This window comes from Desulfovibrio sp. SGI.230 (genome assembly GCF_050313065.1).
Classification (GTDB): Bacteria; Desulfobacterota; Desulfovibrionia; order Desulfovibrionales; family Desulfovibrionaceae; genus Desulfovibrio.
On the sequence record NZ_JBNPKS010000001.1, the window covers coordinates 39,850 to 64,026 of the forward strand.

Consider the following 24,177-nt stretch of genomic DNA (forward strand, 5'->3'; position numbering starts at 1 on the left):
AGGAACAAACGAAAGATGCTATGGCAGCATATGCCATGGCATCTTTCATTCTGAGGGGAAGGAAGGAATTGGGGAATTCCGGCAGAATCAGCTACCAGTTTTCAGGATCGGCGTATTTTTCCTTGCCGAAGCTGCATGCACCGCACATGGATGTGCTGTTCACGAAATGGCCGTCTCTCGTATAGACATCGACTACCGGGCCGTGCCCACAGGCGATGCATTTTTTCGTATAATTGGGGCGCAAGCGGCATTCGATGGGGGGCTGTTTTCTTTTGGTCATGATCTTTCTCCTTGAAGTGAAAAGAAAGCCTTGCCTTTGCAGAAATCACACTAGGCAAAAACGGGAACGCGAGCATGTCCGTTGTGTGACGATTGGATGTACCCCTGAAAAGTATGAAAGCAGAAGCGGGGCATGGTGAGGCATGGTCGTGCGATCGTGGCTCCGCTGCCCATGACATAGTGGAAGCATGTTTTTTGCAATGAAGATTGGCTGTGAGGGAAAAAGCAAGGGCCACCGGCAAGCAGCCCGAAGGCTATCCTCTTGACTTATAGCGGCATGACCCTATCTGTACTCTGACACACGCTGTTCACGCACAGGGGAATATATGGAAAATCCCCCTGTGCCAGACAACAACATGAGAGGTTCATATGTCCCTTTTCGACATCTTCAATAAAAAGAACATTGGTGAAACGCTTGGCTCTCTTATGGATACGGCCAAAGAACAGGCATCCGGTCTGACCAAGGCTGCTCCCGGCGGCGTTGGCGGCCTGGTGGGTGCCGGTGCCCTGGGGGCGCTGCTGGGCTCCTTCATGTCCAAAGGCGCGTTGCAGAATGCCGCTCTGGTCGGTGCGGGCGCAGTAGCCTGGAATTTTTACCAGAAATGGTCGCAGTCCCAGAAAGAGAGCCAGCCTGCGGAACCGGCTCCTGTCCAGCAGCCGGTGGCGGCTGTGGCCCCTGCCGAGCTGGATCCTACGGCCCGGCTCCTGCTGCGCGCCATGGTGTTCGCCGCGCGGGCGGATGGACATATCGATGCGACGGAACAGGATCGTATCAGCAAGGTCGTCGCACAGATGGCTCCCGGTCAGGACACCAATGCCCTCTTGGGTCAGCTGCTGAATGCCCCCATCGATCCTGCGGCTCTGGCCGCGGAGATCCGGTCCGCAGAGCAGGGGGAAGACCTGTACCGTCTGTCGTGTATGATCGTGGATATCGACCACTTTATGGAACGCAGTTACCTTGATGCGCTTGCCGCGGCCCTGAAGATCTCCGAAGCTCGCAAGGGACAGCTGGAGGAAGAGGCTCGTCAGGCCAAGGCCCAGCTGGCCGCGCATGCCGGATAGCATTTTTTAGCCCGGGTTAACCAAAGGCCACCCTTGCGGGTGGCCTTTTTCGGTCATAGTACCTTTTGGAGCATTCCAGTGACCTGGCTGCGGCAAATTGGGGGACGTGGAAAAGGTCGATATCGCCAATAAAATAGGAAATGGCGCATATTTCCCCTGAGAGCGAAAAAGTTGTTTTTATGAATCACGGGTCAAAAAATTTTTTTTAATGCCTTAAATCTCAATTTTGCGCGATGTATTTTTCGCCGATAAATAAAAAAGGGCACACCCAAGGTGTGCCCTTTTGCGTAAAAGGAGGGATCAGTTCAGGCGCTGGGACGTTGCCGGCATGACCTGCTGGACCCGGGCCGTGATCTCCGTCTTGAGGCTGTGGAGGACACGGCTTTGCTGATGCAGGGTCTGGGCCAGCTTTTCCAGGCCGGGGATGGCCCCCAGCTCCTGGAAGCTTTCGTTCCAGATGGCCGTGAAGGCTTCGCTGTGATAACTGGCCGTATCGCGCAGCAGCTCATGGATGCGCCGATTGTATGCTTCCAGAACTTTCTGGATATCCTGCCAGTGGTTTTCCAGCAAACCCCGGTCCTGCTGGAGCTTTTCACTCCAGATGAAGTCCAGGCGGAACTGGAATTCGCGCCAGGCATCAAGGCTGGCCAGGCGGCGATCCTCTTCATTGCTTTCCAGATGACGGATGAAGTTGTCCGCCAGATCTTCCGAGTAGAACCAGGCGATGGTGGTGAAGCCCATCAGGGTCGGTACACACACGGACCAGCGCGTCCTGCCGTCGGCCGTGGAAGTCTTTCTGCAAAAGAATATCATGCTGCTATCTCCTGTATCTTCGAGGGAATCTTCTCTGGCGAACCTACAGCGCGTTGCCGCCGCTGGCAAGAGCTGCGGGCAGGGGAGTAGTGGACTTTGCTCCGGCATCCCGGTACGCTTGGCAACAGGGTTCCGTTATCCGCGCTGTTCAGGCGTTGTCTTTTTCGGCATAGCCACAGGAGGTCCCATGAGTCGGCTGGAGCATGATTTTCTGGGTGAATTGACCATAGATGATTCGGTTTACTATGGCGTGCAGACCTTGCGGGCCATGAACAATTTCCATATCTCCGGAACGCCGCTTTCCCAGTTTCCGGAAATGATCTGGGCCCTGGCCTGCGTCAAAAAAGCCTGTGCCCTGGCCAATATGGAATTGCAGGTACTGCCCCGGGATATCGGCATCGCCATTTGCGCCGCCTGTGACCGTATCCTGGCCGGAAACATGCTCGACCAGTTCCCTGTGGACTGCATCCAGGGCGGGGCGGGGACGTCCACGAACATGAATGCCAACGAGGTCATCGCCAATCTGGCGCTGGAGATCATGGGGCATCCCAAGGGGGCCTATACCTATTGCCACCCCAACAACCACGTCAATTGCTCGCAGTCGACCAACGACGTCTATCCCACGGCCTTGCGGCTGGCCCTTTTCCGGCTGCTGGACTACCTTGTGGAGCATATGATCCCTCTGCAGAAGGGCTTTGCGGCCAAGAGCGTGGAGTTCTCCCATATCGTCAAGATGGGACGCACACAGCTCCAGGATGCTGTGCCCATGACCCTGGGGCAGGAATTCGGCAGCTATGCCACGACCATAGGGGAGGATATCCAGCGCATCCATGAGGCGCAGAAGTTGTTGCTGGAAGTCAATCTGGGGGCCACGGCCATCGGGACAGGCATCAATTCTCCCCAGGGCTATGCGCAGCTCGTGGTCGCGCGCCTGGCCGAGATCAGTGACATCCCCGTTCGGCTCTCCACCAATCTGGTGGAAGCGACGTGGGATACCGGCGCCTATGTGCAGACATCCGGCGTCCTGAAGAGGACAGCTGTCAAGATCTCAAAGATTTGCAATGACTTGCGTCTGCTGTCTTCCGGCCCGCGTACGGGCTTCCATGAGATAAACCTGCCGCGGATGCAGCCGGGATCCTCCATCATGCCGGGCAAGGTCAACCCCGTGATCCCCGAGGTTGTCAATCAGGTCGCTTTCGACATCATCGGCAAGGACGTGACCATCACCCTGGCCGCCGAGGCCGGGCAGCTGGAGCTGAACGTGATGGAACCCATCATCGCTTTCACGCTTTTTACGGGGATCCGCAGGCTGGCCCGGGCCTTCAGTACCCTGCAGGAACGCTGTGTTGCAGGGATCACGGCCAATGCTGACCGCTGCCGGCAGCTGGTGGAGAACAGCATCGGGATCGTTACGGCGCTGAATACCCGCCTTGGGTATGAAACCTCAGCGAGCATCGCCAAGGAAGCCCTGGAAAGCGGGCGTTCCGTCATGGATCTTGTTCTTGAAAAACAGCTGCTTACCCGGGAAGAACTGGATGAGCTGCTGCTCCCGGAAAATATGATCCATCCATTTTTAAAGTGATACTTTAATAAACTTCGGCTTGCCGGGCCGGATCGTATCGACACCGGCAAGACAGAAAAGACATTGGTGAGAGAACACGAAAGCCCGACGTAAACGCCGGGCTTTCTTTATTTTCGATGGCGGGGCAGAGGCGGTTTATCCTGGTCTGTTGTCGGCACGGGGTACCGGAGAAGACCATATCCAGGAGGGGATGGCTCGCTTCAACTGTTCTATGCGGTTACCGGTTGTTCTGTCCTTGGCCCTAGATGATGCCCAAACCATGCAGCAGCACCAGGGTGATGAGCACAGGCGTCACCGTGCGGCACAGGGTACGTACCAGTCTGGCCGGCATACCGCCCCCCAGAGCCGCGAGCATATGCTCTTTTTTCCAGAAATAGCCCACGAACAGACTCGTCACGATGCCGCTGAGCGGCATCAAAATGGTGGACGATAACGCATCGTACAGGTCGAAGAACGTCAGGCCGAACAGCTTTACATCCTGCAATGCAGGACCGGTGGAAAGGGTTGCCGGCAGGCCCAGCAGGACGAGCCCGGCCAGCAGGATGGGCACCGCCTTGGTCCGCGGCAGGGAAAAGCGTTCGGAGAGCCAGGCCACCGGGACTTCCAGCAAGGAAAGGATGGCTCCGGTGGAGGCGATGGCAGACAGGATGAAGAAGAGCGTTGCAAAAAAGGTCCCGCCCGGCATGGAAGCGAAGACGGCGGGTATGGTCAGGAAGAGCAGGGCAGGCCCTTCCGCGGGCTGGAAGCCGAAGCTGAACACAGCGGGGAAGATGGCGATGCCGGCCAGCAGGGAGACCAGCAGGTCGCAGATCATGACGCGGGTGGCCATGAGCGGGATATTGACGTCTTCCTTGAAGTAGCTGCCGTAGGTCAGCATGCAGCCCATGCCGAGGGACATTTTAAAAAAGGCCAGCCCCATGGCCATCATGATGACGGAAGCGTCCACCCGTTCCCACTGGGGCATGAACAGAAAGCGCAAGCCTTCGGAGGCCCCCGGCAGGGTCAGGCTGCGGATGCAGACCCCCACCAGCAGCAGGAAAAGGACAGGCATCAGGATACGCGTCACTTTTTCGATACCGGCCGAGGCACCGCGCATGATGATGCCCCCCGTCAGCAGCAGGACGAGCCATTGCCAGAACAGGGACACCGGCCCATCATTCAGCAAAGAGGAAAAACTGGCCTGGGCTACGGCCGGATCCGTGGACGAGACGGCGCCCGTGGCGGATTTGAAGATATAGGCAAAGACCCAGCCTGCCACGTCGGAATAGAAGCCCAGGATCAGCAGGCAGCTGATGATGGCTGAAAGGCCTATCAGCCACCAGCCGGTGCGGGGGGCCAGCTTCTGGAAAATGCTGATGACGTTGCTGCGTCCGGCCCGGCCGAGGCTGAGGTCCGATATCATCAGCGGCAGCCCGATGCAGAGCGATGCCAGCAGATAGACCACAAGGAACGATGCACCGCCGTTCTGGCCAACCAGTGAGGGAAACTTCCAGATATTACCGAGCCCGACGGCAGAGCCCAGCGTTGCCGCCAGGACACCCAGCCGTGAAGAAAAATGATCTCGAGTGGCAGAAGCCATGCATCCTCCGTACGGGTTGAAACATATTCCAGAAGGGCGGTTGTAGCGTCTGGAGTTTTTTTGTGCAACCTCTTCACCTGTCGTACACGGGCCATAAAAAAACAGCTTGTCAAAGCAGGCAGTATTATCTATAGTAGTAATTCCCAATTGGGGGCGCATTGGTTTCGACGGGGATGTGGAAACCAAAGTTGCAGGTCGAGGCGCCGCTGGCCTCGTAAAAAGCGGCACAAAAGTAATTGCCAACAACGATTACGACTACGCTTACGCTGCCTAAAAACAGCGAGGCACCTGACCACATTTGATGGTCACGTCAGACGGGCCGACGCCTGATACGTCCGGCTGGCGACATCGCATCAGGCTGGTGGAGCTTGGCGCCTGCCGGGAGTTTCCACGAGATCTGTACCGGCGGGATTGCTGCTCTGTGCCCGGTCAGGGGCGAGCAGGGTGGTGAAATTTGTTCCTGACCTAAACCTGTAGACGCTTTGCGTGGAATGTTCTCGGACGGGGGTTCGACTCCCCCCGCCTCCACCATCAGCGCATGTCCCAGAGGCCCACGGTGTACCAAAAGACACCGTGGGCCTTCTCTTTTCGCGGGGTTACAGTCCCTTGCTGTCCCTGTTTGTGTCATAGCAGCACACTTTATCTGGGGGTACATTTTGGGGTATATTTATCAATCCCCAAACAGGTACCCCTAGATGTACCCCAAAGATATCCCCGGGAGGCAAGCATGGCGCAGCTCACAGAGATGAAGATCAAGGCGATCAAGCCGGGCGCGAAGATGGCCCGCTATTATGATAGCGGGGGCCTCTATTTGCAGATCAGTCCGACAGGGGGAAAATATTGGCGCTTCAAGTACCGTGTCGAGAAAAAGGAAAAACTGGTGGCCTTGGGTACATGGCCTCAGGTGAGCCTGAAAGAAGCCAGAGAGAAGCGCGACCAGTGCCGGCAGGAGATAGCAGCCGGAAACGATCCCATGCAGCTCAAAAAAGCGAGGGCCGAAGCGACGTGTCCTGGTCGCACCTTTCAGGAGGTGGCAGAGGCCTGGCGCAACAACATGGAGAACGTCTGGTCGGAGAGCCATGCCAAAACGATCCGGGAGCGTCTGGCACTGAACGTCTATCCTGTGCTAGGGAAGAAAGACATCGCGGACATACGGCCAACGGAGATCCTGGCCATGCTGCGCAAGATAGAAGCCCGGGGTGCCTACGAGACCGCCCAGCGCGTCCTGGGTATCTGTGGGCAGATCTTCCGCTATGGCGTCGCTGTCGGCTTGCTGGAATCGGATCCCAGCCGTGATCTTCGCGGGGCGCTTGTGCCACACCAGGGAAAGCAGCTGGCCGCGATCACGGATCCTGCGGAAGTGGGGGCGTTGCTCTTGTGCATGGATCAGTACAAAGGCGGGGTGGTGGTACGGGCTGCGCTGCAATTCAGCGCGCTGACCTTCTGCCGGCCAGGTGAGATCCGGCACGCAGAGTGGGGAGAGGTGGATTTTGAGGCACGGGAATGGCGCATCCCGGCAGAGAAGATGAAGATGCGGAAGGAGCACCGCGTGCCGCTTTCCCGGCAGGCCATGCTGGTGCTTGAGGATATCCGCCAGTTTACCGGGGACGGACGCTATGTCTTCCCTGGGGTGTCCCGTTCCAGGCCCCTGAGCGAGAACGGAGTGACGTCGGCGCTGCGGCGGATGGGGTACAGCGGCGATCAGATGACGGCCCATGGTTTTCGGGCCATGGCTTCCACGCTGCTGAATGAGCTGGGCTTTCGGGGCGATGTTATAGAGGCCCAGCTTGCCCACACGGGAGGGGACAAGATCCGGGCCATCTATAACCGCGCAGAGTACATGAAGGAGCGCCGTCGCCTGATGCAGGCCTGGGCGGACTATCTGGATGAGTTGAGGGCCAGGGCTCAGTCTGTTTCCGGGGTGGCGGAAAGGTTGGCATAGACGCCCCGCAAGTCTCCGAGCCTCCAGAAGGGGGTGCGGCCCCGATACCGCGGCGCCGGGATGATGCCGCGCTTGATGTAGCGGTAAAAGGTGTTCCTGGAGATGTTGAGGTACTGCATGGCCTGCTGGGCTCGCAGTATCCGGCCACTGTCCGCACAGATTTCCGGGGGAAGCCTTGGGGTCTGCAGGATACTTTCAGAGGGCATAGGGGTCTCCTTTGTCTCGGTTTTCGTTGCCGCCGGGGCAATAAAGAAAGGCCGCCCAATGGACGGCCTTTCTTCATGTTCTCGGTTGTGCGATTGATTCTATCTTCCCAGCGCCACGGCCACATTGAGGCTCAGGCGCAAGTGCAGGCTGGCATCATCCAATGCCTGGCGGAATCGTTGCTCGGCTTCCGTACGGCTCTGGAACAGGCTGTCCAGCAGGCACTGCGGGCTGAACATGGTGTTGGCATTGCGGCCCAGGTCGGACACGGCATGGCTGAACAGATCGCCGCGGCGGGCGTCCAGTTCCCGCAGCATGGCCATGAACTCTTGCCGGAGGCTGGCTTCGCGCCGGGTCCAGTCCTGCCACAGCTCCAGCAGCGCGGCCTCCTGCGGGCCGGGGACGTGGCTCCGGTCGCGGTGCGGCGGGTAGAAGCAGCCGTTGCGGTACAGGGGCAGGCGCTCCGGTTGCGGCGGCAGGGCCGGGGCTATTTCCATGCGGGTGAGGTAGGCCACGGCCTCGCTCATGCGGCATTGGGGCAATTGCTTGTAGCTGCCCAGACGGAAATGGCTGTTGAAGCGCGACCAGATCTGCGGATACAGGCCCTTGCTGCGGCGTTCTGCCGGGATGCCCTCCACCCTTGCCCGGACGATGGCCTGCAACGTACATTGCTGGTCAGGGGTGATGGCGGCTTCCGCCGTCTGCGGGGCCGGGCGTTCGGCGCGGCCGTGCATCCAGTAGTTCCACAGGGCGTCGTCGCTTTCGGCCTGGTAGAGCTCTATCTTTGCCCGCAGCTCCGGCCGTACCTTTCTGGGGTTGATGCTGTTGAGGTAGGCAGGGAGCTTGCGGACGGGCAGGCAGAGCATTTCCCGCTCGCTGCCATCCTAGGCAACCGTTGCGATTATCGCAACAGTCCAGCGTTCCTTGTTTGCGTTGAGTTTCACGCTTTGTGAACCCCAATCAAGCCCCATGTTTTCCACAATGGGGCGCATGGGCGTATAGGGCTGGTTCTGGTAGTCGATGCAGAAGATGGTGTCACCGTGGAAGGTGACGGGAGAAAGCTGGCACATAGTGCCTCCTAGAGTTTAGTAGTAGGCATTGATTGGGGGTACTGTCCCTCCCCTTAAGGAAATGCCGGGCCTCAACTACGCCTCTAGGAGCGCTGCCTTTATTCCCCCAAAGGGTCTTATATTGGAGGCTATCAACCCGGCAAAATATGCAAGGAGACAACCGTTAAGCAGAGCTTAACAGTTGAAAAAAGAAAACCCAGCACAGAAAGCCGGGCAGGACGCGCGTAGTTTGGGGAGCCAGTGGCGCGGACACTGCCTAGAGTAGTAGTGCCTTCATGCTGCCCGAAAAGGCGGCCGGGTGTCAAGGGAGATGCTAACCCTCTTAGGGATTCTGTTAGCTGTATAAACTGTTAGGTTGGGAAGCGTATGAATGATTTAGTAATGATTGTTTTTGGTAAGAATGCTTCTATAGTTGGAATATTGGGAGCCATAGTTGGAATATTGGGAGCTATAATAGCTTTTATGCTTTCTTTGCAAACAATAAGAGCTAATAAATATAAGGCTGTTCATGATTTCTTATCTATAATGGAAAATAAGGAAATGGTCAGGGCAAGACGCTATGTATATAATTATAAGCCAGGTAATAATATTAAACTCGATGAAGAAGAAATAAATATTGTTATAAATTTTTTCCAACATTGGGGATTGCTTGCTAAGGAAAAATATTTACCTATGTGGGTATTCGATACTGCATCTGGATCTGGTGTTGTACGCTTATATGACAGAGCAAAACCATATATTGAAGAGGTTAGAAAATATCATGATGATAAAACATATGCAGATAAATTTGAATGGCTTTATAATGAAGTAAAAAAAAGGAAAGGGATAAGTAATACAAGGCCATCCGTACCTATTCATCAGGATGGGATTTCCATGCCACGGCGACGTTCAAGGAGGACATTTCGCTTGGGAAGCAAACGTCCATCTCGAAAAGGCGCAGATAGCTGTCACATGTAAGCAGTTCTCACTGTTTGATCTGCTCGAACCTCTTTGGGGCCCCTTCGGGGCCCCTTCTCCTTATCTATCTTCCCAGCGCCACGGCCACATTAAGGCTCAGGCGCAAGTGCAGACTTGCATCCTCCAGAGCCTGGTGGAAACGCTGCTCGGCTTCCGTACGGCTCTGGAACAGGCTGTCCAGCAGGCACTGCGAGCTGAACATGGTATCCGCATTGCGGCCCAGGTCGGACACGGCGTAGCTGAACAGGTCACCGCGGCGGGCGTCCAGTTCCCGCAGCATGGCCATGAACTCTTGCCGGAGGCCGGCTTCGCGCCGGGTCCAGTCCTGCCACAGCTCCAGCAGCGCGGCCTCCTGCGGGCCGGGGACGTGTCTCCGGTCGCGGTGCGGCGGATAGAAGCAGCTGTTGCGGTACAGGGGCAGGCGCTCCGGCTACGGCGGCAGGGCCGGGGCTATCTCCATGCGGGTGAGGTAGGCCACGGCCTCGCTCATGCGGCATTGGGGCAGCTGCTTGTAGCTGCCCAGACGGAAATGGCTGTTGAAGCGCGACCAAATCTGCGGATACAGGCCCTTGCTGCGGTGCTCTGCCGGGATGCCCTCCCCCCTTGCCCGGACGATGGCCTGCAACGTACATTGCTGGTCAGGGGTGATGGCGGCTTCCGCCGTCTGCGGGGCCGGGCGTTCGGCGCGGCCGTGCATCCAGTAGTTCCACAGGGCGTCGTCACTTTCTGCCTGGTAGAGCTCTATCTTTGCCCGCAGCTCCGGCGCTACCTTCCTGGGGTTGATGCTGTTGAGGTAGGAGGGCAGCTTGCGGACGGGCATGCAGAGCATTTCCTGTTCGCCATCAGAGGGACCGTCACGAACATCGTGACGGTCCCTCTGATGGCTGTTGTCATGATGACAATACCCCATCTGCTCTCATTGTTCTTGAGCTTTCGGAACTGCGTCGCCCAATCCAAGCCCAAATTTTCAACGATGGGCTTCATGGGCGTGTAGGGCTGGTTTTGGTAGTCGATGCAGAAAATGGTGTCGCCGTGGAAGGTGACGGGAGAAAGCTGGCACATGATGGCCTCCGATGGTTTAGTAGTATGGCATTTGGTTAGGGCATGGTAAGAAGCCATCCCTTGAGGAAATGCCGGGCCTCAACTACGCCCATCGGTGGCGCTGCCTTTATTCCCCCGAAGGGTATTATATTAGAGGCTATCGACCCGGCAAAATATGCAAGGAGACAACTGTTAAGCAGAGCTTAACAGTTGAAAAAAGAAAACCCAGCACAGAAAGCCGGGCAGGGCGCGCGTAGTTTGGGGAGCCAGTGGCGCGGACACTGCCGATGTTTTGTAGTGCCTTCATGCTGCCCGAAAAGGCGGCCGGGTGTCAAGGGAGATATTGCATTACACAAAATTATGAGGCATTGTCTATAATAAAAATAACTCAGTGAGGGGAAATATATGGCTAAAAGTATTTGTCTTTTTAATCATAAAGGTGGCGTCAGTAAGACAACGACGACATTTAATCTTGGGTGGACTCTTGCCGATAAAGGTAAAAAAGTCCTTATCGTTGACCTCGATTCGCAATGTAATTTGACTGGACTTGTCTTGGGATTTGATGCTGCGACAGAGGAAAACATGGAAAAATTTTATGCTAGCCGTGATAATTTGACAATGAAACCTGTCGTCACTGCTCTTATTACTGGGACATCTCCTGAAGAGTTTAATCGTACTGAGAACGGTTCCCTATATCAAACTGGGAACCCAAATCTTTTTTTACTTTCAGGTCATCTGGATGTCTCTGAACTCGATTCACAGATCAGTGTAGCATTGCGAATCGCTGCAGGCGTTCCAGCAACTAGAAATATTCCTGGTAATTTACCAAAAATTTTGCAGGATATTGCTGATAAAAATGGTATTGATTATGTCATATATGACCTAAGTCCAACAATTGGTGGCTTGAATGAAGTTATTTTGATGTCAAGTGATTATTTTATTGTGCCTACATCTCCAGATTTCTTCTGCTATCAGGCTGTTAATTCTTTAGAAAAAAATATAAAAAAATGGCATAGAGAGATAGAAAGATTTATAGAGGATAACAGATTTGAAAAAAGAACATATCCTATCCGTAATAATCCTCAATTTCTTGGTGTGATTCAACAGCGATATCGTCCTCGTTATGGAAAGCCAGGAACATCTTTTCAAGCTTGGATAGATAAAATTCGTGTAGCTATTAATAGTAAGCTTATCCCAGTGCTGACTGAGATAAACTGCACAATATCACAAGAGACTATCAAAAATATTTTAGAGGGGTCGGGCCTTGAGCCTTATGATTTGGCTTACATATCTGATTTTAACTCTCTCATTGCAATAAGCCAGCAACTTTCTAAGCCAATTTTTGCTTTAACAGATAATGATATTCATAATACAGGAAAAGTTTTTGGCTTTGCACAGGATACAATGCAACAAAGTCGAGATAATTTTGCAAAAACGTTTAATGAACTTGGTGATAAAATACTAGCTTTGACAGAATAAGTTTTACTTGCCCGACAGGCCGCTGCCCCGCACGATGCGAAGGCAACGGCCTGTTTTCTGGCGTTTCGCTACAGAATATCCATGAACGCTCTTATAAAGACTTCCGCCTGCGGCGCGACGATGGCGTTACCATAGCCGCGCAGTCGTCCCACTCTGGCGGTAGTCCCATGAGCCAGCGGGCAAGAGCCGGGTTCAACTGGCCGCCACTTTCCATCCCGGCACAGAAGCCAGTCAGCATTTTGCCAGAAACCGTCAGTCGGCAGGGGTACGTCGTTGCTGCCCGCCGTGGAAGTTGATCTGTTCTGTTTCTGCCGTCCAGCCTCTCCGCCGCCATGCCCGGCGTATCCTTCCAGCCTCTTGCCGACGGTGTTACCCAGCCCGTCAGAAAAACTATATCCTCCAGTCGGCTTTTGCTGTTGAACGCCCTTGCCGGGTTGCCCGTAGAATGCCCCGCTTCCGCAGAACGCGGTGTCGGCCAGCCCGATAACTCCACCGCCGTCTGCAAATTCAGCCCTCCCTCCCGATTTCCGGAACCAGCTCCGGTGTAACTGTTCCCCGTCGGCGTCGGCCACCCAGTACAGCCTTTGTCTGATGTGCGGGGCACCGAAGCCCGCAGCGCAGGTATCGACCGCCCCGCAGGCGTAGTGCGCTGCTTCCAGGTCAGACGATATAATGTCGAGCCATGCAAGGCCGTCAGGGCTTGCAACCTGCTCGCCAAAAATGACGTCAGGGCGGCACTGGCTGATGAGACGAAAGAAGGAGGGCCACAGGTGCCGCTCGTCAGCAGTCCCTTTTCTTTTGCCTGCCGCGCTGAAAGGCTGGCAGGGACAGGATCCTGTCCAGACGGGGCGGTCATCCGGCCATCCTGCGCAGCGCAAGGCGTATGACCATGTCCCGATGCCCGCAAAGAAATGGCACTGGGTAAACCCGGCAAGATCATCTGCTGCGACATTCTCTATGCTCCTTGTATCGACCTCGCCGGGTGCGATATGCCCGGCCTTGATAAGCTCGCGCAGCCACTGGGCAGCGAACGGGTCGATCTCGTTATAATATGCGCTCATGCGTTTTTCCCCGGCTGCTCATCAGTCCGTGGCCGCCATGCCACGACGACGCCCAGAAGGGGCGTTTCGCTTGTGTCACATGGATGAGCAGCAAGGATGTTTGTTGCTCAAAAAACGGGCTTTGAGTTGACACAACGCTCGACGTTTATTTGCCAAACAGGCCGCTGCCCCGCACGACGCGAAGGCAACGGCCTGTTTTCGTTGGTGATGCTCACTTGCTGGTAAGTTGCCGCAGCTCCTCCCGCGTCAGCACGCGCACGTCACCTATCCTCAAAGGGAATCTTTTTGAGCAGCCAGCGTTTTCCATCCTGGCCCACGCTGTAAACAATTTCTTTGTATTTCGGCTTTCGAAAACGTCTGTTTTGAGCTTGCTCTTTTGGGGTGGCCCATTTGCAATTCTCTGGGGAATAGCCTTTATTGTTGTTGATCCTTTCAATGGACAACCCCTCAGCATATCCGTGGGCGTCAGCCCATTCCTTGAATGCCGCGAAACTCTTGGCCCAATCATCACAGATCGTAATGCCTCTTGCTCCATAATTTTTATATGCTGGGCTGTTAGGATTGAGGCAGCGAGCTTTCATGGTTGCCCATACATTATACAGCGTTGTCCCTTTGCCGCCGTGCTTTCTTTGGGCATTGGCGGCTCTCTCTTTCTGGAGACAGCCACAGCTTTGTGTGTTTCCACTGCTCAGACTTTCGGCAAAGATATCCTTTTCATTACCACAATCACATCTGCAACGGTAGACGACATGTCTTCCTTTGTTCTCTGCTCTTCCGATGACGGTAAGACGGCCTATTTTTTTGCCTGTCAAATCAACTCTCAACTTTGCCATACGACATCCTCCTCGCGGCCCGTCGAGCGGCATCGGTACGCCTGTGTTTTTCTTTCTGGCAGCCAGGGCAGAACCTGTACTTGGGCGATGGGGCCATGAACGATCTTCCACACCGGCGGCAGGTGATGACATTGAAGGTGGGCAGCATATGTCCTCCTCATGGCCGGGTACGAGGCCCCCGGCGGGGCGCTTGGGGGAGGATGGATGGCTGGGAATCACGCATCCGCTGCCGGGGCAGCCTCCCAATGGGGGCAGCCTGTGCGGTGCTTGCAGTCGTAGCAGTCGTCTTCCGTGATTTGGGAGCCGTTGTGGGGGCAGGTGAACGTCTGGTACGGCGGGACGAAGGCCTGCACCTGTTCCGGTTCCGGCGCTGTGTCGGCGCCACCGGCCTGCGTGGAGTCCGGGGCAGGGGATTCCTTGGGCTGCGGTGCTTCCGGCTGTTCCTGCGCTGCGGCGCCTTGAGCCTCGGAGGCCGTCTTGGGCTGGAGCCTGGCAGCTTCCCGGATCAGGCGCTTGCAGTCGGTCATGGTCCAGAAAGACAGGGCCCTGCCAGCATCCCATTCCGCCTTTTTGAGCTGGACTGGTTCGAGATGATGCAGTCCCCGGCAGCGGAACGCATCTGGCTCCAGCTCTTGCAGGAGCTGGGCGCCGGGCGGCTGATGGTCACGGAAAACGACATGAGGATGAGGAACGTGAGCGATCAGATCCTCAACCGCATGGCACAGGCCGTGCCTGACATCTACATCCGCATCGTGTGCAAACTTCAAGGCATCCAATAGGAGGAATATTTCATGTCCAACGATATCGAGACCTCTACTGTCACCGACCCCGGTACCCCGCCTGCGGGCGACTCTGCGGAAACCACGCTCCAGGGTGGGACACCTCAAGGCGGTGAAGGGGCGCCGGCCGGTGACGGCACCACGCCTCCTGGCGACTGGCGTGCAGGTCTGCCCGAAGGCTGGGGCGAAAAACTCAAGGACGTGGGAAGCGCGGAAGAAGCCCTCAAGGCCCTGGAACGCGGCCTTGGCTACCGCCCGGCGGAAAAGGTCGAGGACATCGCCCTGAAATATCCCGACAGCTTCAAGGGGCAGATCGACCAGGGCGTGGAAAACGGTTTCCGCCAGTTCTGCGTGGACAACGGTATCACCAAAGACCAGGCACAAAAGCTGCTGGACTGGCAGCTGGGCGCCAACAAGGAGATCACGGACAAGATCATCGCTGACGGCGTGAAGGAACTGCGCAGCGAGTGGGGCAGCCGCTTTGAAGAGAACAAGGCGACGGCCCTGAAGGCGTTCACGGCCCTGGACAAACGCATGGGCGGCCGCCTGGCCACGTCCATCGAAGGTCGTGACATGGCCAATAACCCCGTGTTCGTGCGGGCCTTCCATGAGATCGGCAAGCTGCTGTCCGAAGATGTCCTGTCCGGCGGCAGTGGTACCGCTCCCTCCGATGCCCGGGAGAGTGCGGTCGATACCTACAAGGGCATGTTCAAGGAGTAGTGACACATGGCTGTTGCACAGACGCTCAAAGAGATCGCCCTTGAGAAGGCGAAGAAGCGCCCGGAGCTGGTGGACTATCTGACCGAGGAAGCCCCCATCCTGACCCTGCTGAAATGGATCCCGGCCACCCACGGCCTGTGGAACGTGGAAGAAGTGCTGGACAAGATCACCGGTGCCAGCTTTACCGACCTGGGCGCGCCGCTGCCCACCATGCAGGCCGAGACCCAGCTGCGCCAGACCTATGTCAGCCTGATGGGCGGCGAGATCGAGGTCAGCAAGGACAAGGCCGCGCAGTTCGGCGGTGCCAAGCAGTATTTTGCCCGCCGCGAGAATGCCTTCTACCGGCAGGCGGGCATGGACACCGAGCTGGCCATCTGGCGCGATTACTGGCGCAAGGCGGCCCTCAAGGACAGGCTGTTCACTTCCTGCGGGGGGACGGGCAGCACGCTTTCCTCCATCCTCGTGGTGCGTTTCGACCAGGAGATCAATGTGGGCATCTATGACCCCACGCAGTTCAACTCCGGCCGTCTGCTCGATCCCACGCCCATCAACGGCGGCAATCTGTACCACCTGCGCTCCCAGCCCGGTGTGACCGGCTACGGCGTGGAGTACCGCGGCCGCTTCGGCTGGCAGCTGCTCAAGCCGTCCAAGGCCGTCCATGCCCTGGTGAATATCGACATCAACGGCGAGACGCCCAAACTGCCCACGCTGGCCCAGATCGAGGACGCCATCGCCAAGATCCACGGCTCGGCCCAGAACACCATGATCTTCGGCCAGCACCGCGTGGTGCAGCGCGTGTTCGGCGCCATCAAGCAGGCCGACATCATGTACGTCAATGGCGACAAGGACCTCCAGACCATCGTGGGCGCCATCAACGGCGTCAAGGTCGTGGGCTCCTACAACCTGCCGGACAGCAACGAAACGGCCGTGGCCTAAGGAGGAGGGAACATGTCTTTTTCCTACGGTTCCGAGAATCGCTGGTACGACCAGTTCTTCGAGAAGGGCAAAGCCATCAATGCAGCCGAGTTCGTCTGCGCCAACGCCCTTGTCGTGGGCGAGCATCACGGCGCCCTTGCCGTCACCGTCATGGCGGCCGGTGCGGTGAAAGTGGCAGCGGACAAGACCTTCAAGCTGACCTTGCAAGGCAGTGATACGGAAGACGGGCCGTTTGCCGACATCCCCGGTGCGCCCGAAGTGACCATCACCGGCACTACCAGTACGGGCACGTCCTTTGCCGACGGGGACATCCTCTGCAAGCTCGTGCTGCCGGACACCAAGCGCTACGTCAAGGTCAAGGTCACGTCCGATACCACCAGCAGCGGCACGGTGGACGTCGTCCTTTCCTATCTGGCCCGCTAGCCAGGTCCCGTCGTGATGCGGTGGGGTCGTCCTGCCGCATCACGCCCTTTGTGGAGGCTCCATGATACCAGTCCAGAAAGTCCTTGTCCGCTACACCGTCACGACCGGTGTGCTGGAATACTCCGTGCCCTTTGCCCTGTACGGCACGGGAGACGTGAACGTCTCCTGGGCCGCTGCCGGGGATACGGAGACGCAGACCAGACTCGCGCCGGGCAGTGATTACAGCGTGACGGTCTTCCGGGACATGACGGGCGGCAAGGTGACGCTGGCAGATGGGAAAGTGCCTGCCGGTGCCACGCTGGCCATCGAGTCTGCCGTGCCCCTGACGCAGGAACTTGACCTTTCCAATACGGCCACTGTGGACACCGAAGCCACCGAAGGCCAGTTGGACCGCATGGTGCAGATGATCCAACAACTGGACGACGGCCTTTCGCGGGCGGTCAAGGCCAACGTCACGGACAGCGGCACACCGGAAGAGCTGCTGGGTTCGCTCTACAAGGCCCGTGACGCCGCTACGGCCGCCGCTGCCAGCGAGCAGGCCGCGGAGGGGAGCGAGCAGGCAGCCGCCACCAGCGCTTCGCAGGCTGCTGCCAGCGCACAGGCCGCGGCTGCTTCGGCAGAGGGCGCCGATCAAAGCCGGGCGGAGGCAGCCGCCAGTGCCGCTGCCGCCTCCCAAAACGCCACGGCAGCCCGTCAGAGCGCGGAGGCCGCGTCAGAGCGCGGAGGCCGCGGCAGAGAGCGAGGACAGGGCCGCCCAGAGCGCCGCGTCCATCCTAGAGCTACAGGTGGAGGTGGCCACGCTCGATCCCGGCTTGCCCGCCAGCGGCGATTATGACCCGGAGACCGGCATCCTGCATCTCGGCATCCCCAAGGGTGATTCTGGTGCGTCGGCCATCGCCACCCCTACCAGCTTGGGCAGCGTCATGCCCCAGACCGGCGACGAGGACGGCCTCACGCTGGAGAAGGACGGCAAACTGCGCGTCCGCAAGGCCACAGCCACACAGCGCGGCGGTGTGCTGGCCAGCACCACGGCGACAGCCAACGCCGTGCCCCAGGCCGGGGAAGATGGCACACTGGATGAAAGCTGGGTGCCCAGGCCCGACTATTGGGACATGTTCCCGCCCTTCGTCCCTGTCCCCATCTGGGGCGCGGGGCTGGGCGGCAGCGACGGACGCCGGGCCATCATGCCTGGAGAAGAGCAGGCACGCGAAGAATGGTTTCTTTGCGACGGCGGCAGCGACGGCAAGGACGGCACCGTGCCTGACCTGCAGGGCCGCTATGTCCGTGGTGCCAGCGAAGCCGAGCCCGAAGGCACGGAAGGCGGCAGCGAAGATGTCGCTGTGGATCTTTCCGGCAGTACCGGGGCCACGACGCTGAGTACAGCGCAGATACCCAGCCACACGCACCCGTTCTCTGCCGTCATATCGACTAAAGGACGGTATATGGAGAGCGGGAACCTATACGACAGCGGCAGTTCCAGTACTTCCGCAACGGGCGGCAACGGCTCCCACACGCATCCCCTGTCCGGCTCGGTATCCGGCACCCACACCGACCCGCATCTCGCCATGAACTACTTCATCAAGGTGGTCTAGCATGAAAACACACGTCACCGTCATCCCGTCCGACGGCATCATCTCTGTGGACGGGGAAGTGCTGTTCCTGGACGGCATCACGTCCGAGACCTTCCACGCCCTCCAGTGGCACGACGGCGCGGGCCATGTGGAGCCCGGCGACGGCCTGCCCAACGAAGCGCTTGCCGCCGACGATTATGCCGAGCGCGTGGCCCCCTTCGTGGCCCTGTGGGAAGAGGAGAAGGCTCGCCGGGAAGAAGAGGCCAATCGCCCGCCCACGGAAGAAGAGCTGGCCGCGCAGGCCGTGGCCGAAGCTCAGGCGCAGTCGCGAAGCATCCTCATGGCCCGGATGCAGGCGGACATGGTGCAGACAGGCGCCTTCGCCGCCGCCGAGTTCGCCACCTTCGCCAGGGCCGGGCTGTTCACGGAGTGGGCCGCCGGCCAGACTTACGCCAAGGGCTACCGCCTGGCCCACAAGGGCATCGTCTATGAGGTGATGCAGGAAGTGACCACCATCGAGAACCAGCCCCCGGATGCCACCGGGATGCTGGCCGTGTACCGTCCGCTGTCCGTGGACCCGGAGACTGGCGACGAGCCGGATGGCAGTAAGGAGCATCCCTATGCCTTCCTCTACGGCATGGATGTCACGAAGGACAGCTACTACAGCTATGACGGCAAGCTCTGGCTGGCCAAGGCCGACATGCCCGCCTGCGTCTGGGTGCCGGGCACGGAAGGCCTGTGGCAGTGGGAAGAGGCAGGAACGATCTGATCCTGCATGGATGCTGCCGTCGCTCGCGTAAAAACTTAAAGTAAAACTTTATATTTTGCTGCTCGCAGGCAGGGCATCACCGGTCTCAGGGCCGGATGTCCTGTCGCGCACAAGGGAACATCGCCATGCAGAATAAAACGTCCGTCCTCAATACGGCCCTTGTCCGGGTGGGCGCCCGGATGGGCAATGCCGGCTTTCAGGATACGCCCGCCATGCAGGTGCAGGGGCCGTCTATGACAAATGCCGTACCCTGTGCCTGTCGCTGTACCCGTGGTCGTTCGCCCTGCGTCGCCAGCGTCTTGTCCTGTCGGCAGAGGCCGCGCAGGGGCCGTGGCCGTTCGCCTTCGCCCTGCCGTCCGACAGTGTGCGCGTGGTGGGGGCGGCACGTCCTGACCCATTCACGGCACGACCGGGCCCTGATGTCTGTTTCGAGATCGTGGGGGACAGGCTGGAGACCGATGCGGACGGGGTGCTGCTGACCTATGTGAGCGGCCTCGTGACGACTTTCCCCGAGCTGTTCGCCGACATGCTGGCCTGGCGCGTGGCCTTCGAGATGGCACCCTACATCTCCCAGGGCGGCGCGCAGGCGGAAGGCTACCTGCAGATGTTCGAGCAGGCACTGGACAGGGCCAAGGTGGAGGACGAGGAGGGCTCCTCCAAGATCTTCGAGTCCCCCTTCGCCGCCGCCGACCTGCGGGCGGTGCGTTATGCCCAGTCGGCGGACGTCATCTATTTCGCGCATCCTGGTTATACGCCGCGCAAGCTCGCACGCCATGCCGACGATGACTGGCGCTGGTCCGAGCTGACCTTCATGCCCGCCATCGCCACGCCCAAGAAGCCCGCGCTCTCCACGGTGGGCACCCCGGAGGGGGACAAGAAGACGGACTACACCTATTGCGTCACGGCCATCGACGACAAGGGGCAGGAATCCTCGCCCTCCGAACCGGCCAGCATCTCGGCCCAGGCCCTCAACAGCGTGGATTTCCACATCCGCATCAGCTGGGAGGCCGTGGAGGGTGCCACGGGCTACCGGGTGTACAAGAAAAAGATGGGGGTCTTCGGCTACATCGGCAAGGGGGGCGCGGACGAGACCCACATCGACGACAAGAACATCGGTGCGGACACCGAAGACACGCCCCCGGAGTACGAGGACCCCTTCGAGGGCGAGGGCAACTATCCCTCGCAGGTCTTCTTCCACCAGCAGCTCCTGGGCTTTGCCGCCAGCAACAGCCGCCCCATCACCATCTGGCTCTCTCGTTCCGGCGAGTTCGAGAGCATGGCCAAGTCCACGCCGCCCAAGGACGACGACGCCATCGAGGTCACGCTGGCCGCCACCCAGGCCAGCCGCATCGTCTGGCTGCAACCTGACCGCAGCGCCCTGGCCTTTGGCACGGAAGGCAGCGAATGGACGCTGGAGCCTTCCGAGGGCGTGGCCCTGACCCCGGCCACGGCGTCCTTCCAGCTCCAGACCACCAACGGCGGCAGCGATGCCGTGGCGGCCCTCTCCGTGGGAGGGAGCGTACTCTATGTGCAGCGCGGCGCCGGGGCCATACGGGAGTTCGCCTACAACTACAGCGCCGACAAATACCTGGGGCAGGACCTGAACATCCTGGCCCGGCACATGCTCAGGGACGTGGACGTGGTGGCCTGGAGCTGGCAGCAGGAGCCCTATGCCGTGCTCTGGAGCGTCCTTTCCGACGGCACGCTGGCCGGGCTCACCTACATGAAGGAACAGGAGATCGTGGGCTGGCACCGCTCTTCAGCGAAGGAACCGATCTTGACCTCGATACCTGCGCCGGCTGGTCGGCGGCCTCTCCCCTGGTGTTCCAGGTGCAGAGCGCCACGCCCCTGACCATCCTGGCGCTGGTCACCACCCTGGAGATTTCTCCCTATACCGGAGGAGGGACGTTCTGATGGGAGCCATGACCCTGGCCCTGACCATGGGCGGCCTGTCGGCACTGAGCAGCATCGCCAGTACCAGCCAGCAGAACCGGCAGGCCCAGTACAACAAGAAGATGGCCGAGGCCCAGGCCCAGGCCGCACGCAACCAGGCCAAGGTCACGGCGGAGAAAGGCCGTATCGAGGCCGAGAACCTTGACCGCGAGCGTAACGCCCTGACACGGCAATATGCCGACCTGCAGGCCGGGAACGTGGCCAGCTTTGGTGCCCTGGGCGTGGACATGAGCAGCGGCAGCGCCATGGACGTGCTTTCCGGCAATGCATCCCGCTATGCCGGGGACGTGGGCCTGAACCGCTACCAGAAGGCCGTCAACCAGTGGGAGACGGACGAGAACGTCAAAGCCAGCCTGACCAACGCCGCCAACTACGACGCGGCCGCCAGCTGGTATGGAAATTCGGTGAAGGGGCTGGGCAGCACCCTGCTGACGGCCGGTCTTTCCGGCCTGACCAGCGGCATCGGCGCCTACGCCACGGCGGGAGGCTTTGGGGGCGAAAGTGGTTTCTTTGGTGACCTGTTCAATGAGCCGGTCAAAGACGCGCTGGAGTTTTCGAAGAAGGCTCGCGGCACGGTGTGGAAATAGGGGGAGACATGGCCATCAGGGTACAGACCTACGGCTCCGGCCCCCGGCGCATCCAGGCGGGCCCCATAGACCCCGGCGCGCCGCGCGGTGTCATCCGGGACGTGCGCGGCACGGCGCAGGACAGCCTTTGGGCGGACGTGCTGGCGGCGGGGAAGCAGCTCACCGGTATCGCCATCCAGGAATACGTCAAGGACGAGACCACGCGCGTCAGTCAGTCCTTGCTGGGGATGCAGCAGGAGCTCAATGCGGAGCGCGACCGTTACATGGCCGAAAACAAGGGGCAGGATGCTCTGGGCGCCGGTTAACACTTTGCTGATTTCGCTCGGAAGACGGCGCAAAAATACCTGCAGGAGGGCGGCTTTTCCGGGCGGTTCGCGGATACCTTCAAAGAGCGGGCCGCCGGAGCGATGCTGCATTTCAGTGAGCAGGGTGTGGCTTACGCCCGGCAGGAGAGGGCAACGTGGGACAAATCCGTCTTCGACTCCTCCGTGGCCACAGCAGAGCAGGCAGTAGCCTCTAACTGGTCCAACACAGACTATGCCGAGTTCCAGCGACAGGGCCTGCACGATCAGATTGACGCCATGTTCCTTGGGGAAGACAACCGTGCCCGCAAGATAGCGGTCGACCGTAAATTGGCACAGGCCCGCATGGATGGAGCCATCTCTTCTGGCAACTGGGATGCGGCGGAATCCATGCTCGGCATGGGCTCTGGGGGAACGGCTTCCAGTGGCAAAGTCGCCTTGTCCGCAGACGTGGATGCCATAGTGGAGAAGGTTGCCCGGGAAGAAGGGGTCGCCCCTGATCTAATCGCGGCCGTCATCATGCAGGAGAGCGGTGGCAGGCAGGATGTGGTATCCAGGTCCGGTGCCACAGGGCTCATGCAGCTTATGCCGGGAACGGCAAAGGAACTGGGGGTCGACCCGAATGACCCGGAAGCCAACGTGCGTGGAGGTACGCGCTACCTGAAGCAAATGCTGCAACGTTACGGCGGGAACGTGGAACGCGCTCTTATGGCGTATAATTGGGGCCCGGCCAACGTAGACGAATACTTTAAGACTGGAAAAGGCCTTGGAGGCCAAGCAAGGCCCAAAGAGAGCCTGGACTATGTCCCGTCCGTCATGGGCAGGCTGCAGGGCAGGGGGGCCGGCTCTGGTGGCACTGGTAGCGGCATCCAAGGGCTCGACCCTGCTGATCGCCTGGCCTACATGCGCATGATCACAGCAGAACGCAATCGGCAGGAAGCCAACGTCAACAAGCAAGCCCGTGAGATACTGGATAAGCAGAAGGATGCTGTCTATGCGGCGCAGTTTATGGGGGATGTGAAGCCCTTGATCCGCATGGCAAGCCAGCTCCGTGCCATCGGTAAGGGGACTGAAGCCGCAGAACTGGAGACGGCAGCGGACTTCTGGCAGCGCAACCAAGCTGCTGCGGATTTTGCCAGTAACGCTTCGTTCCCGGATGTGGCGGCTCGTATCGGTCAGTTGCAGAGGGAGCTGGCCCCCAAAGACGGCAAGGCTCCATCTCTGTCCATCAAGGAACACAAAGCCAAAGCTGGCGAGCTGGAAGCCATGACCAGAGTCTACAGCGCCCGTCTTTCAGGCCTGAAAAAAGATCCGGCGCAGGCAGCGCAGGAGAATCTTGACAGGCAAGGTCTGCTGCCCAGTGAGTCGACGCCGGGAGATAGGGCCCAGGCCCGTATCGCCTACCAGCAGCGTAACGGTATCCCGGTAGTTGCTCAGCGCGTCCTGACCAAGGTGGAGGCAGCGGATATGGCCCAGAAGTGGCAGTCTGCTCCGGCAGAGGCCCGCTTCAGCATGGTCACGGAGATCAGTAGGGCATACGGCGACCTGTCGCCCCATGTGTTGTCCGAGATGGGCCTGTCCACGCCGGAGATCGACGCGGCCCTGTCCATAGGCGACGATCCCCGCAATGCCCTCAACGCGCGGGAGGTCTTCGCCGTCTCGGCCATGGACGCCAAGGAGCTGCCCAAACTGGAGGACAAAAGCGCCCTCCAGGCTGTCCTTGACGGCAGCGAAATGTATCGGGCCATGCTACGCCGGGCGAGCATGCTGCAAAGCCCCGAAGCGTGGAAGACCGCGACGCAGTACCGCGAGACAGCGGAAAAACTGCTGCGGGCCGGGCGTGACCCGGACAAGGTGACAGCGATTCTGTCTTTCGGTCGTAGCGTCCTTGATGATGACAATGTCTCCATCATCTTACCCGCTTCCTACGGCTTGGGCATCACCAGTGAGGATGTGCAGATGGCATTCCTTGAGCGTCTGCCGGAGGTCGTCGGCGCCAATATAATGTCCACCGGTAATGCCGGGACAGACAAGATCCTACGCGACCGCGAAGTGGCCCGTCTGCGGCAAGTGGGCATGGTGGTCAATTCCCCAGACGGTAAGGGCTTCGTTGTGCTGGATGGTACCACAGGCTCGATTTACAGGGGCGTGGGCGGCAAGGACTTTACCTTCACCCTTGAGGACGTGAAGCAGACTCGCGCCCGTCTGGAACAAGCCGACAACTACATCCCGTAG

26 protein-coding genes, 2 other RNA genes and 1 pseudogene are annotated in these 24,177 nt (G+C 59.0%); 17 read left to right on the top strand and 12 right to left on the bottom strand.

Annotated features, from left to right (window positions below; translation table 11 throughout):
- Positions 1-91: 91 nt before the first annotated feature.
- Positions 92-280 carry a hypothetical protein gene (locus ACQRAG_RS00155; RefSeq protein WP_168936508.1) on the bottom strand — a complete coding sequence of 63 codons (189 nt, stop codon included), beginning with the start codon at positions 278-280 and terminating at the stop codon, positions 92-94.
- A gap of 368 nt (positions 281-648) precedes the next feature.
- On the opposite strand from ACQRAG_RS00155, the gene ACQRAG_RS00160 reads away from it, so the two are divergent.
- Entirely contained in the window at positions 649-1,341 is a 693-nt protein-coding gene (locus ACQRAG_RS00160) for a tellurite resistance TerB family protein (RefSeq protein WP_168936545.1), read from the top strand.
- A 300-nt stretch (positions 1,342-1,641) separates the two neighbouring features.
- On the opposite strand, the gene ACQRAG_RS00165 is transcribed toward ACQRAG_RS00160, so the two are convergent.
- Positions 1,642-2,154, bottom strand: a complete 513-nt coding sequence (locus ACQRAG_RS00165; RefSeq protein ID WP_427803682.1) for a hypothetical protein — start codon at positions 2,152-2,154, stop codon at positions 1,642-1,644.
- A gap of 187 nt (positions 2,155-2,341) precedes the next feature.
- Between ACQRAG_RS00165 and aspA the strand changes: the two genes are divergently transcribed.
- Positions 2,342-3,736, top strand: coding sequence for an aspartate ammonia-lyase (gene aspA, locus ACQRAG_RS00170; protein WP_302261534.1), 1,395 nt, complete (start codon positions 2,342-2,344; stop codon positions 3,734-3,736).
- Positions 3,737-3,977: 241 nt separating this feature from the next.
- On the opposite strand, the gene ACQRAG_RS00175 is transcribed toward aspA, so the two are convergent.
- The gene (locus ACQRAG_RS00175; protein WP_204674065.1) at positions 3,978-5,315 is read right to left on the bottom strand and encodes a sodium-dependent transporter; all 1,338 of its coding nucleotides are present in this window, start codon (positions 5,313-5,315) and stop codon (positions 3,978-3,980) included.
- A 149-nt stretch (positions 5,316-5,464) separates the two neighbouring features.
- Here ACQRAG_RS00175 and ssrA point away from each other — a divergent pair.
- Positions 5,465-5,846, top strand: a transfer-messenger RNA (tmRNA) gene (ssrA, locus tag ACQRAG_RS00180).
- Between the two features lie 196 nt (positions 5,847-6,042).
- Positions 6,043-7,257, top strand: a complete 1,215-nt coding sequence (locus ACQRAG_RS00185; RefSeq protein WP_427803683.1) for a tyrosine-type recombinase/integrase — start codon at positions 6,043-6,045, stop codon at positions 7,255-7,257.
- On the opposite strand, the gene ACQRAG_RS00190 is transcribed toward ACQRAG_RS00185, so the two are convergent.
- Complete coding sequence (locus tag ACQRAG_RS00190) at positions 7,221-7,463, bottom strand: helix-turn-helix transcriptional regulator (protein WP_427803684.1); 243 nt, start codon at positions 7,461-7,463, stop codon at positions 7,221-7,223. The two genes, ACQRAG_RS00185 and ACQRAG_RS00190, sit on opposite strands and share 37 nt — an antisense overlap.
- 99 nt (positions 7,464-7,562) lie before the next feature.
- A pseudogene (locus ACQRAG_RS00195) lies at positions 7,563-8,531 on the bottom strand (phage antirepressor N-terminal domain-containing protein).
- A gap of 366 nt (positions 8,532-8,897) precedes the next feature.
- Here ACQRAG_RS00195 and ACQRAG_RS00200 point away from each other — a divergent pair.
- The gene (locus tag ACQRAG_RS00200) at positions 8,898-9,488 is read left to right on the top strand and encodes a DUF4760 domain-containing protein (RefSeq protein ID WP_427803685.1); all 591 of its coding nucleotides are present in this window, start codon (positions 8,898-8,900) and stop codon (positions 9,486-9,488) included.
- 64 nt (positions 9,489-9,552) lie between these two features.
- Here ACQRAG_RS00200 and ACQRAG_RS00205 read toward each other — a convergent pair whose 3' ends face one another.
- The 3 genes from ACQRAG_RS00205 to ACQRAG_RS00215 all read right to left on the bottom strand — a co-directional run bounded on the left by ACQRAG_RS00205 (position 9,553) and on the right by ACQRAG_RS00215 (position 10,607).
- Complete coding sequence (locus ACQRAG_RS00205; RefSeq protein WP_427803686.1) at positions 9,553-9,774, bottom strand: hypothetical protein; 222 nt, start codon at positions 9,772-9,774, stop codon at positions 9,553-9,555.
- Between the two features lie 144 nt (positions 9,775-9,918).
- Positions 9,919-10,308: a phage antirepressor N-terminal domain-containing protein gene (locus ACQRAG_RS00210; RefSeq protein WP_427803687.1), complete on the bottom strand. Its 390-nt coding sequence runs from the start codon at positions 10,306-10,308 to the stop codon at positions 9,919-9,921.
- Complete coding sequence (locus ACQRAG_RS00215; protein ID WP_427803688.1) at positions 10,254-10,607, bottom strand: phage antirepressor N-terminal domain-containing protein; 354 nt, start codon at positions 10,605-10,607, stop codon at positions 10,254-10,256. Before ACQRAG_RS00215 ends, ACQRAG_RS00210 begins: the two co-directional genes overlap by 55 nt.
- 327 nt (positions 10,608-10,934) lie before the next feature.
- On the opposite strand from ACQRAG_RS00215, the gene ACQRAG_RS00220 reads away from it, so the two are divergent.
- Positions 10,935-12,008, top strand: a complete 1,074-nt coding sequence (locus tag ACQRAG_RS00220) for a ParA family protein (RefSeq protein WP_427803689.1) — start codon at positions 10,935-10,937, stop codon at positions 12,006-12,008.
- Positions 12,009-12,076: 68 nt separating this feature from the next.
- Here the strand turns inward: ACQRAG_RS00220 and ACQRAG_RS00225 are convergent, their stop codons facing one another.
- From ACQRAG_RS00225 to ACQRAG_RS00240, 4 genes are all read right to left on the bottom strand, one after another.
- Entirely contained in the window at positions 12,077-13,069 is a 993-nt protein-coding gene (locus tag ACQRAG_RS00225; RefSeq protein ID WP_427803690.1) for a DNA cytosine methyltransferase, read from the bottom strand.
- Between the two features lie 8 nt (positions 13,070-13,077).
- An RNA gene (locus tag ACQRAG_RS00230) (hammerhead ribozyme type II) lies at positions 13,078-13,141 on the bottom strand.
- A 188-nt stretch (positions 13,142-13,329) separates the two neighbouring features.
- Complete coding sequence (locus ACQRAG_RS00235) at positions 13,330-13,902, bottom strand: hypothetical protein (protein WP_427803691.1); 573 nt, start codon at positions 13,900-13,902, stop codon at positions 13,330-13,332.
- Positions 13,903-14,117: 215 nt separating this feature from the next.
- A complete protein-coding gene (locus ACQRAG_RS00240; RefSeq protein WP_427803692.1) occupies positions 14,118-14,429 on the bottom strand; it encodes a hypothetical protein in 312 nt (103 codons plus the stop codon).
- Between the two features lie 63 nt (positions 14,430-14,492).
- On the opposite strand from ACQRAG_RS00240, the gene ACQRAG_RS00245 reads away from it, so the two are divergent.
- From ACQRAG_RS00245 to ACQRAG_RS00295, 11 genes are all read left to right on the top strand, one after another.
- Positions 14,493-14,681, top strand: a complete 189-nt coding sequence (locus ACQRAG_RS00245) for a hypothetical protein (protein ID WP_427803693.1) — start codon at positions 14,493-14,495, stop codon at positions 14,679-14,681.
- A gap of 12 nt (positions 14,682-14,693) precedes the next feature.
- The gene (locus ACQRAG_RS00250) at positions 14,694-15,401 is read left to right on the top strand and encodes a hypothetical protein (RefSeq protein WP_427803694.1); all 708 of its coding nucleotides are present in this window, start codon (positions 14,694-14,696) and stop codon (positions 15,399-15,401) included.
- Between the two features lie 6 nt (positions 15,402-15,407).
- Positions 15,408-16,337, top strand: coding sequence for a major capsid protein (locus ACQRAG_RS00255; RefSeq protein WP_418735874.1), 930 nt, complete (start codon positions 15,408-15,410; stop codon positions 16,335-16,337).
- 12 nt (positions 16,338-16,349) lie between these two features.
- Positions 16,350-16,760: a hypothetical protein gene (locus ACQRAG_RS00260; protein WP_300644907.1), complete on the top strand. Its 411-nt coding sequence runs from the start codon at positions 16,350-16,352 to the stop codon at positions 16,758-16,760.
- 61 nt (positions 16,761-16,821) lie between these two features.
- Complete coding sequence (locus tag ACQRAG_RS00265; RefSeq protein ID WP_427803695.1) at positions 16,822-17,595, top strand: hypothetical protein; 774 nt, start codon at positions 16,822-16,824, stop codon at positions 17,593-17,595.
- Positions 17,552-18,352: a hypothetical protein gene (locus tag ACQRAG_RS00270; protein WP_427803696.1), complete on the top strand. Its 801-nt coding sequence runs from the start codon at positions 17,552-17,554 to the stop codon at positions 18,350-18,352. The genes ACQRAG_RS00265 and ACQRAG_RS00270 overlap by 44 nt, the downstream gene beginning before the upstream one ends.
- Before the next feature lies 1 nt (position 18,353).
- Positions 18,354-19,100 carry a hypothetical protein gene (locus tag ACQRAG_RS00275; protein WP_300644903.1) on the top strand — a complete coding sequence of 249 codons (747 nt, stop codon included), beginning with the start codon at positions 18,354-18,356 and terminating at the stop codon, positions 19,098-19,100.
- Positions 19,101-19,464: 364 nt separating this feature from the next.
- Entirely contained in the window at positions 19,465-20,952 is a 1,488-nt protein-coding gene (locus ACQRAG_RS00280; protein ID WP_427803697.1) for a hypothetical protein, read from the top strand.
- Between the two features lie 61 nt (positions 20,953-21,013).
- The gene (locus ACQRAG_RS00285; RefSeq protein ID WP_427803698.1) at positions 21,014-21,640 is read left to right on the top strand and encodes a virion core protein, T7 gp14 family; all 627 of its coding nucleotides are present in this window, start codon (positions 21,014-21,016) and stop codon (positions 21,638-21,640) included.
- An 8-nt stretch (positions 21,641-21,648) separates the two neighbouring features.
- Complete coding sequence (locus ACQRAG_RS00290) at positions 21,649-21,945, top strand: hypothetical protein (RefSeq protein WP_427803699.1); 297 nt, start codon at positions 21,649-21,651, stop codon at positions 21,943-21,945.
- A gap of 102 nt (positions 21,946-22,047) precedes the next feature.
- The gene (locus tag ACQRAG_RS00295) at positions 22,048-24,177 is read left to right on the top strand and encodes a lytic transglycosylase domain-containing protein (protein ID WP_427803700.1); all 2,130 of its coding nucleotides are present in this window, start codon (positions 22,048-22,050) and stop codon (positions 24,175-24,177) included.

Excerpts from the sequence above, each read along its gene's own strand:
- ACQRAG_RS00215 (WP_427803688.1), bottom strand. The coding sequence starts at position 10,607 with ATGGCTTCTTACCATGCCCTAACCAAATGCCATACTACTAAACCATCG.
- ACQRAG_RS00185 (WP_427803683.1), top strand. The coding sequence starts at position 6,043 with ATGGCGCAGCTCACAGAGATGAAGATCAAGGCGATCAAGCCGGGCGCG.
- ACQRAG_RS00210 (WP_427803687.1), bottom strand. The coding sequence starts at position 10,308 with ATGCCCGTCCGCAAGCTGCCCTCCTACCTCAACAGCATCAACCCCAGG.
- ACQRAG_RS00160 (WP_168936545.1), top strand. The coding sequence starts at position 649 with ATGTCCCTTTTCGACATCTTCAATAAAAAGAACATTGGTGAAACGCTT.
- ACQRAG_RS00290 (WP_427803699.1), top strand. The coding sequence starts at position 21,649 with ATGGCCATCAGGGTACAGACCTACGGCTCCGGCCCCCGGCGCATCCAG.
- ACQRAG_RS00265 (WP_427803695.1), top strand. The coding sequence starts at position 16,822 with ATGATACCAGTCCAGAAAGTCCTTGTCCGCTACACCGTCACGACCGGT.
- aspA (WP_302261534.1), top strand. The coding sequence starts at position 2,342 with ATGAGTCGGCTGGAGCATGATTTTCTGGGTGAATTGACCATAGATGAT.
- ACQRAG_RS00165 (WP_427803682.1), bottom strand. The coding sequence starts at position 2,154 with ATGATATTCTTTTGCAGAAAGACTTCCACGGCCGACGGCAGGACGCGC.
- ACQRAG_RS00225 (WP_427803690.1), bottom strand. The coding sequence starts at position 13,069 with ATGAGCGCATATTATAACGAGATCGACCCGTTCGCTGCCCAGTGGCTG.
- ACQRAG_RS00295 (WP_427803700.1), top strand. The coding sequence starts at position 22,048 with ATGCTGCATTTCAGTGAGCAGGGTGTGGCTTACGCCCGGCAGGAGAGG.
- ACQRAG_RS00275 (WP_300644903.1), top strand. The coding sequence starts at position 18,354 with ATGAAAACACACGTCACCGTCATCCCGTCCGACGGCATCATCTCTGTG.
- ACQRAG_RS00285 (WP_427803698.1), top strand. The coding sequence starts at position 21,014 with ATGGGAGCCATGACCCTGGCCCTGACCATGGGCGGCCTGTCGGCACTG.
- ACQRAG_RS00205 (WP_427803686.1), bottom strand. The coding sequence starts at position 9,774 with ATGGCCATGCTGCGGGAACTGGACGCCCGCCGCGGTGACCTGTTCAGC.
- ACQRAG_RS00175 (WP_204674065.1), bottom strand. The coding sequence starts at position 5,315 with ATGGCTTCTGCCACTCGAGATCATTTTTCTTCACGGCTGGGTGTCCTG.
- ACQRAG_RS00235 (WP_427803691.1), bottom strand. The coding sequence starts at position 13,902 with ATGGCAAAGTTGAGAGTTGATTTGACAGGCAAAAAAATAGGCCGTCTT.
- ACQRAG_RS00255 (WP_418735874.1), top strand. The coding sequence starts at position 15,408 with ATGGCTGTTGCACAGACGCTCAAAGAGATCGCCCTTGAGAAGGCGAAG.
- ACQRAG_RS00260 (WP_300644907.1), top strand. The coding sequence starts at position 16,350 with ATGTCTTTTTCCTACGGTTCCGAGAATCGCTGGTACGACCAGTTCTTC.
- ACQRAG_RS00250 (WP_427803694.1), top strand. The coding sequence starts at position 14,694 with ATGTCCAACGATATCGAGACCTCTACTGTCACCGACCCCGGTACCCCG.
- ACQRAG_RS00220 (WP_427803689.1), top strand. The coding sequence starts at position 10,935 with ATGGCTAAAAGTATTTGTCTTTTTAATCATAAAGGTGGCGTCAGTAAG.
- ACQRAG_RS00240 (WP_427803692.1), bottom strand. The coding sequence starts at position 14,429 with ATGACCGACTGCAAGCGCCTGATCCGGGAAGCTGCCAGGCTCCAGCCC.
- ACQRAG_RS00155 (WP_168936508.1), bottom strand. The coding sequence starts at position 280 with ATGACCAAAAGAAAACAGCCCCCCATCGAATGCCGCTTGCGCCCCAAT.
- ACQRAG_RS00200 (WP_427803685.1), top strand. The coding sequence starts at position 8,898 with ATGAATGATTTAGTAATGATTGTTTTTGGTAAGAATGCTTCTATAGTT.
- ACQRAG_RS00190 (WP_427803684.1), bottom strand. The coding sequence starts at position 7,463 with ATGCCCTCTGAAAGTATCCTGCAGACCCCAAGGCTTCCCCCGGAAATC.
- ACQRAG_RS00245 (WP_427803693.1), top strand. The coding sequence starts at position 14,493 with ATGATGCAGTCCCCGGCAGCGGAACGCATCTGGCTCCAGCTCTTGCAG.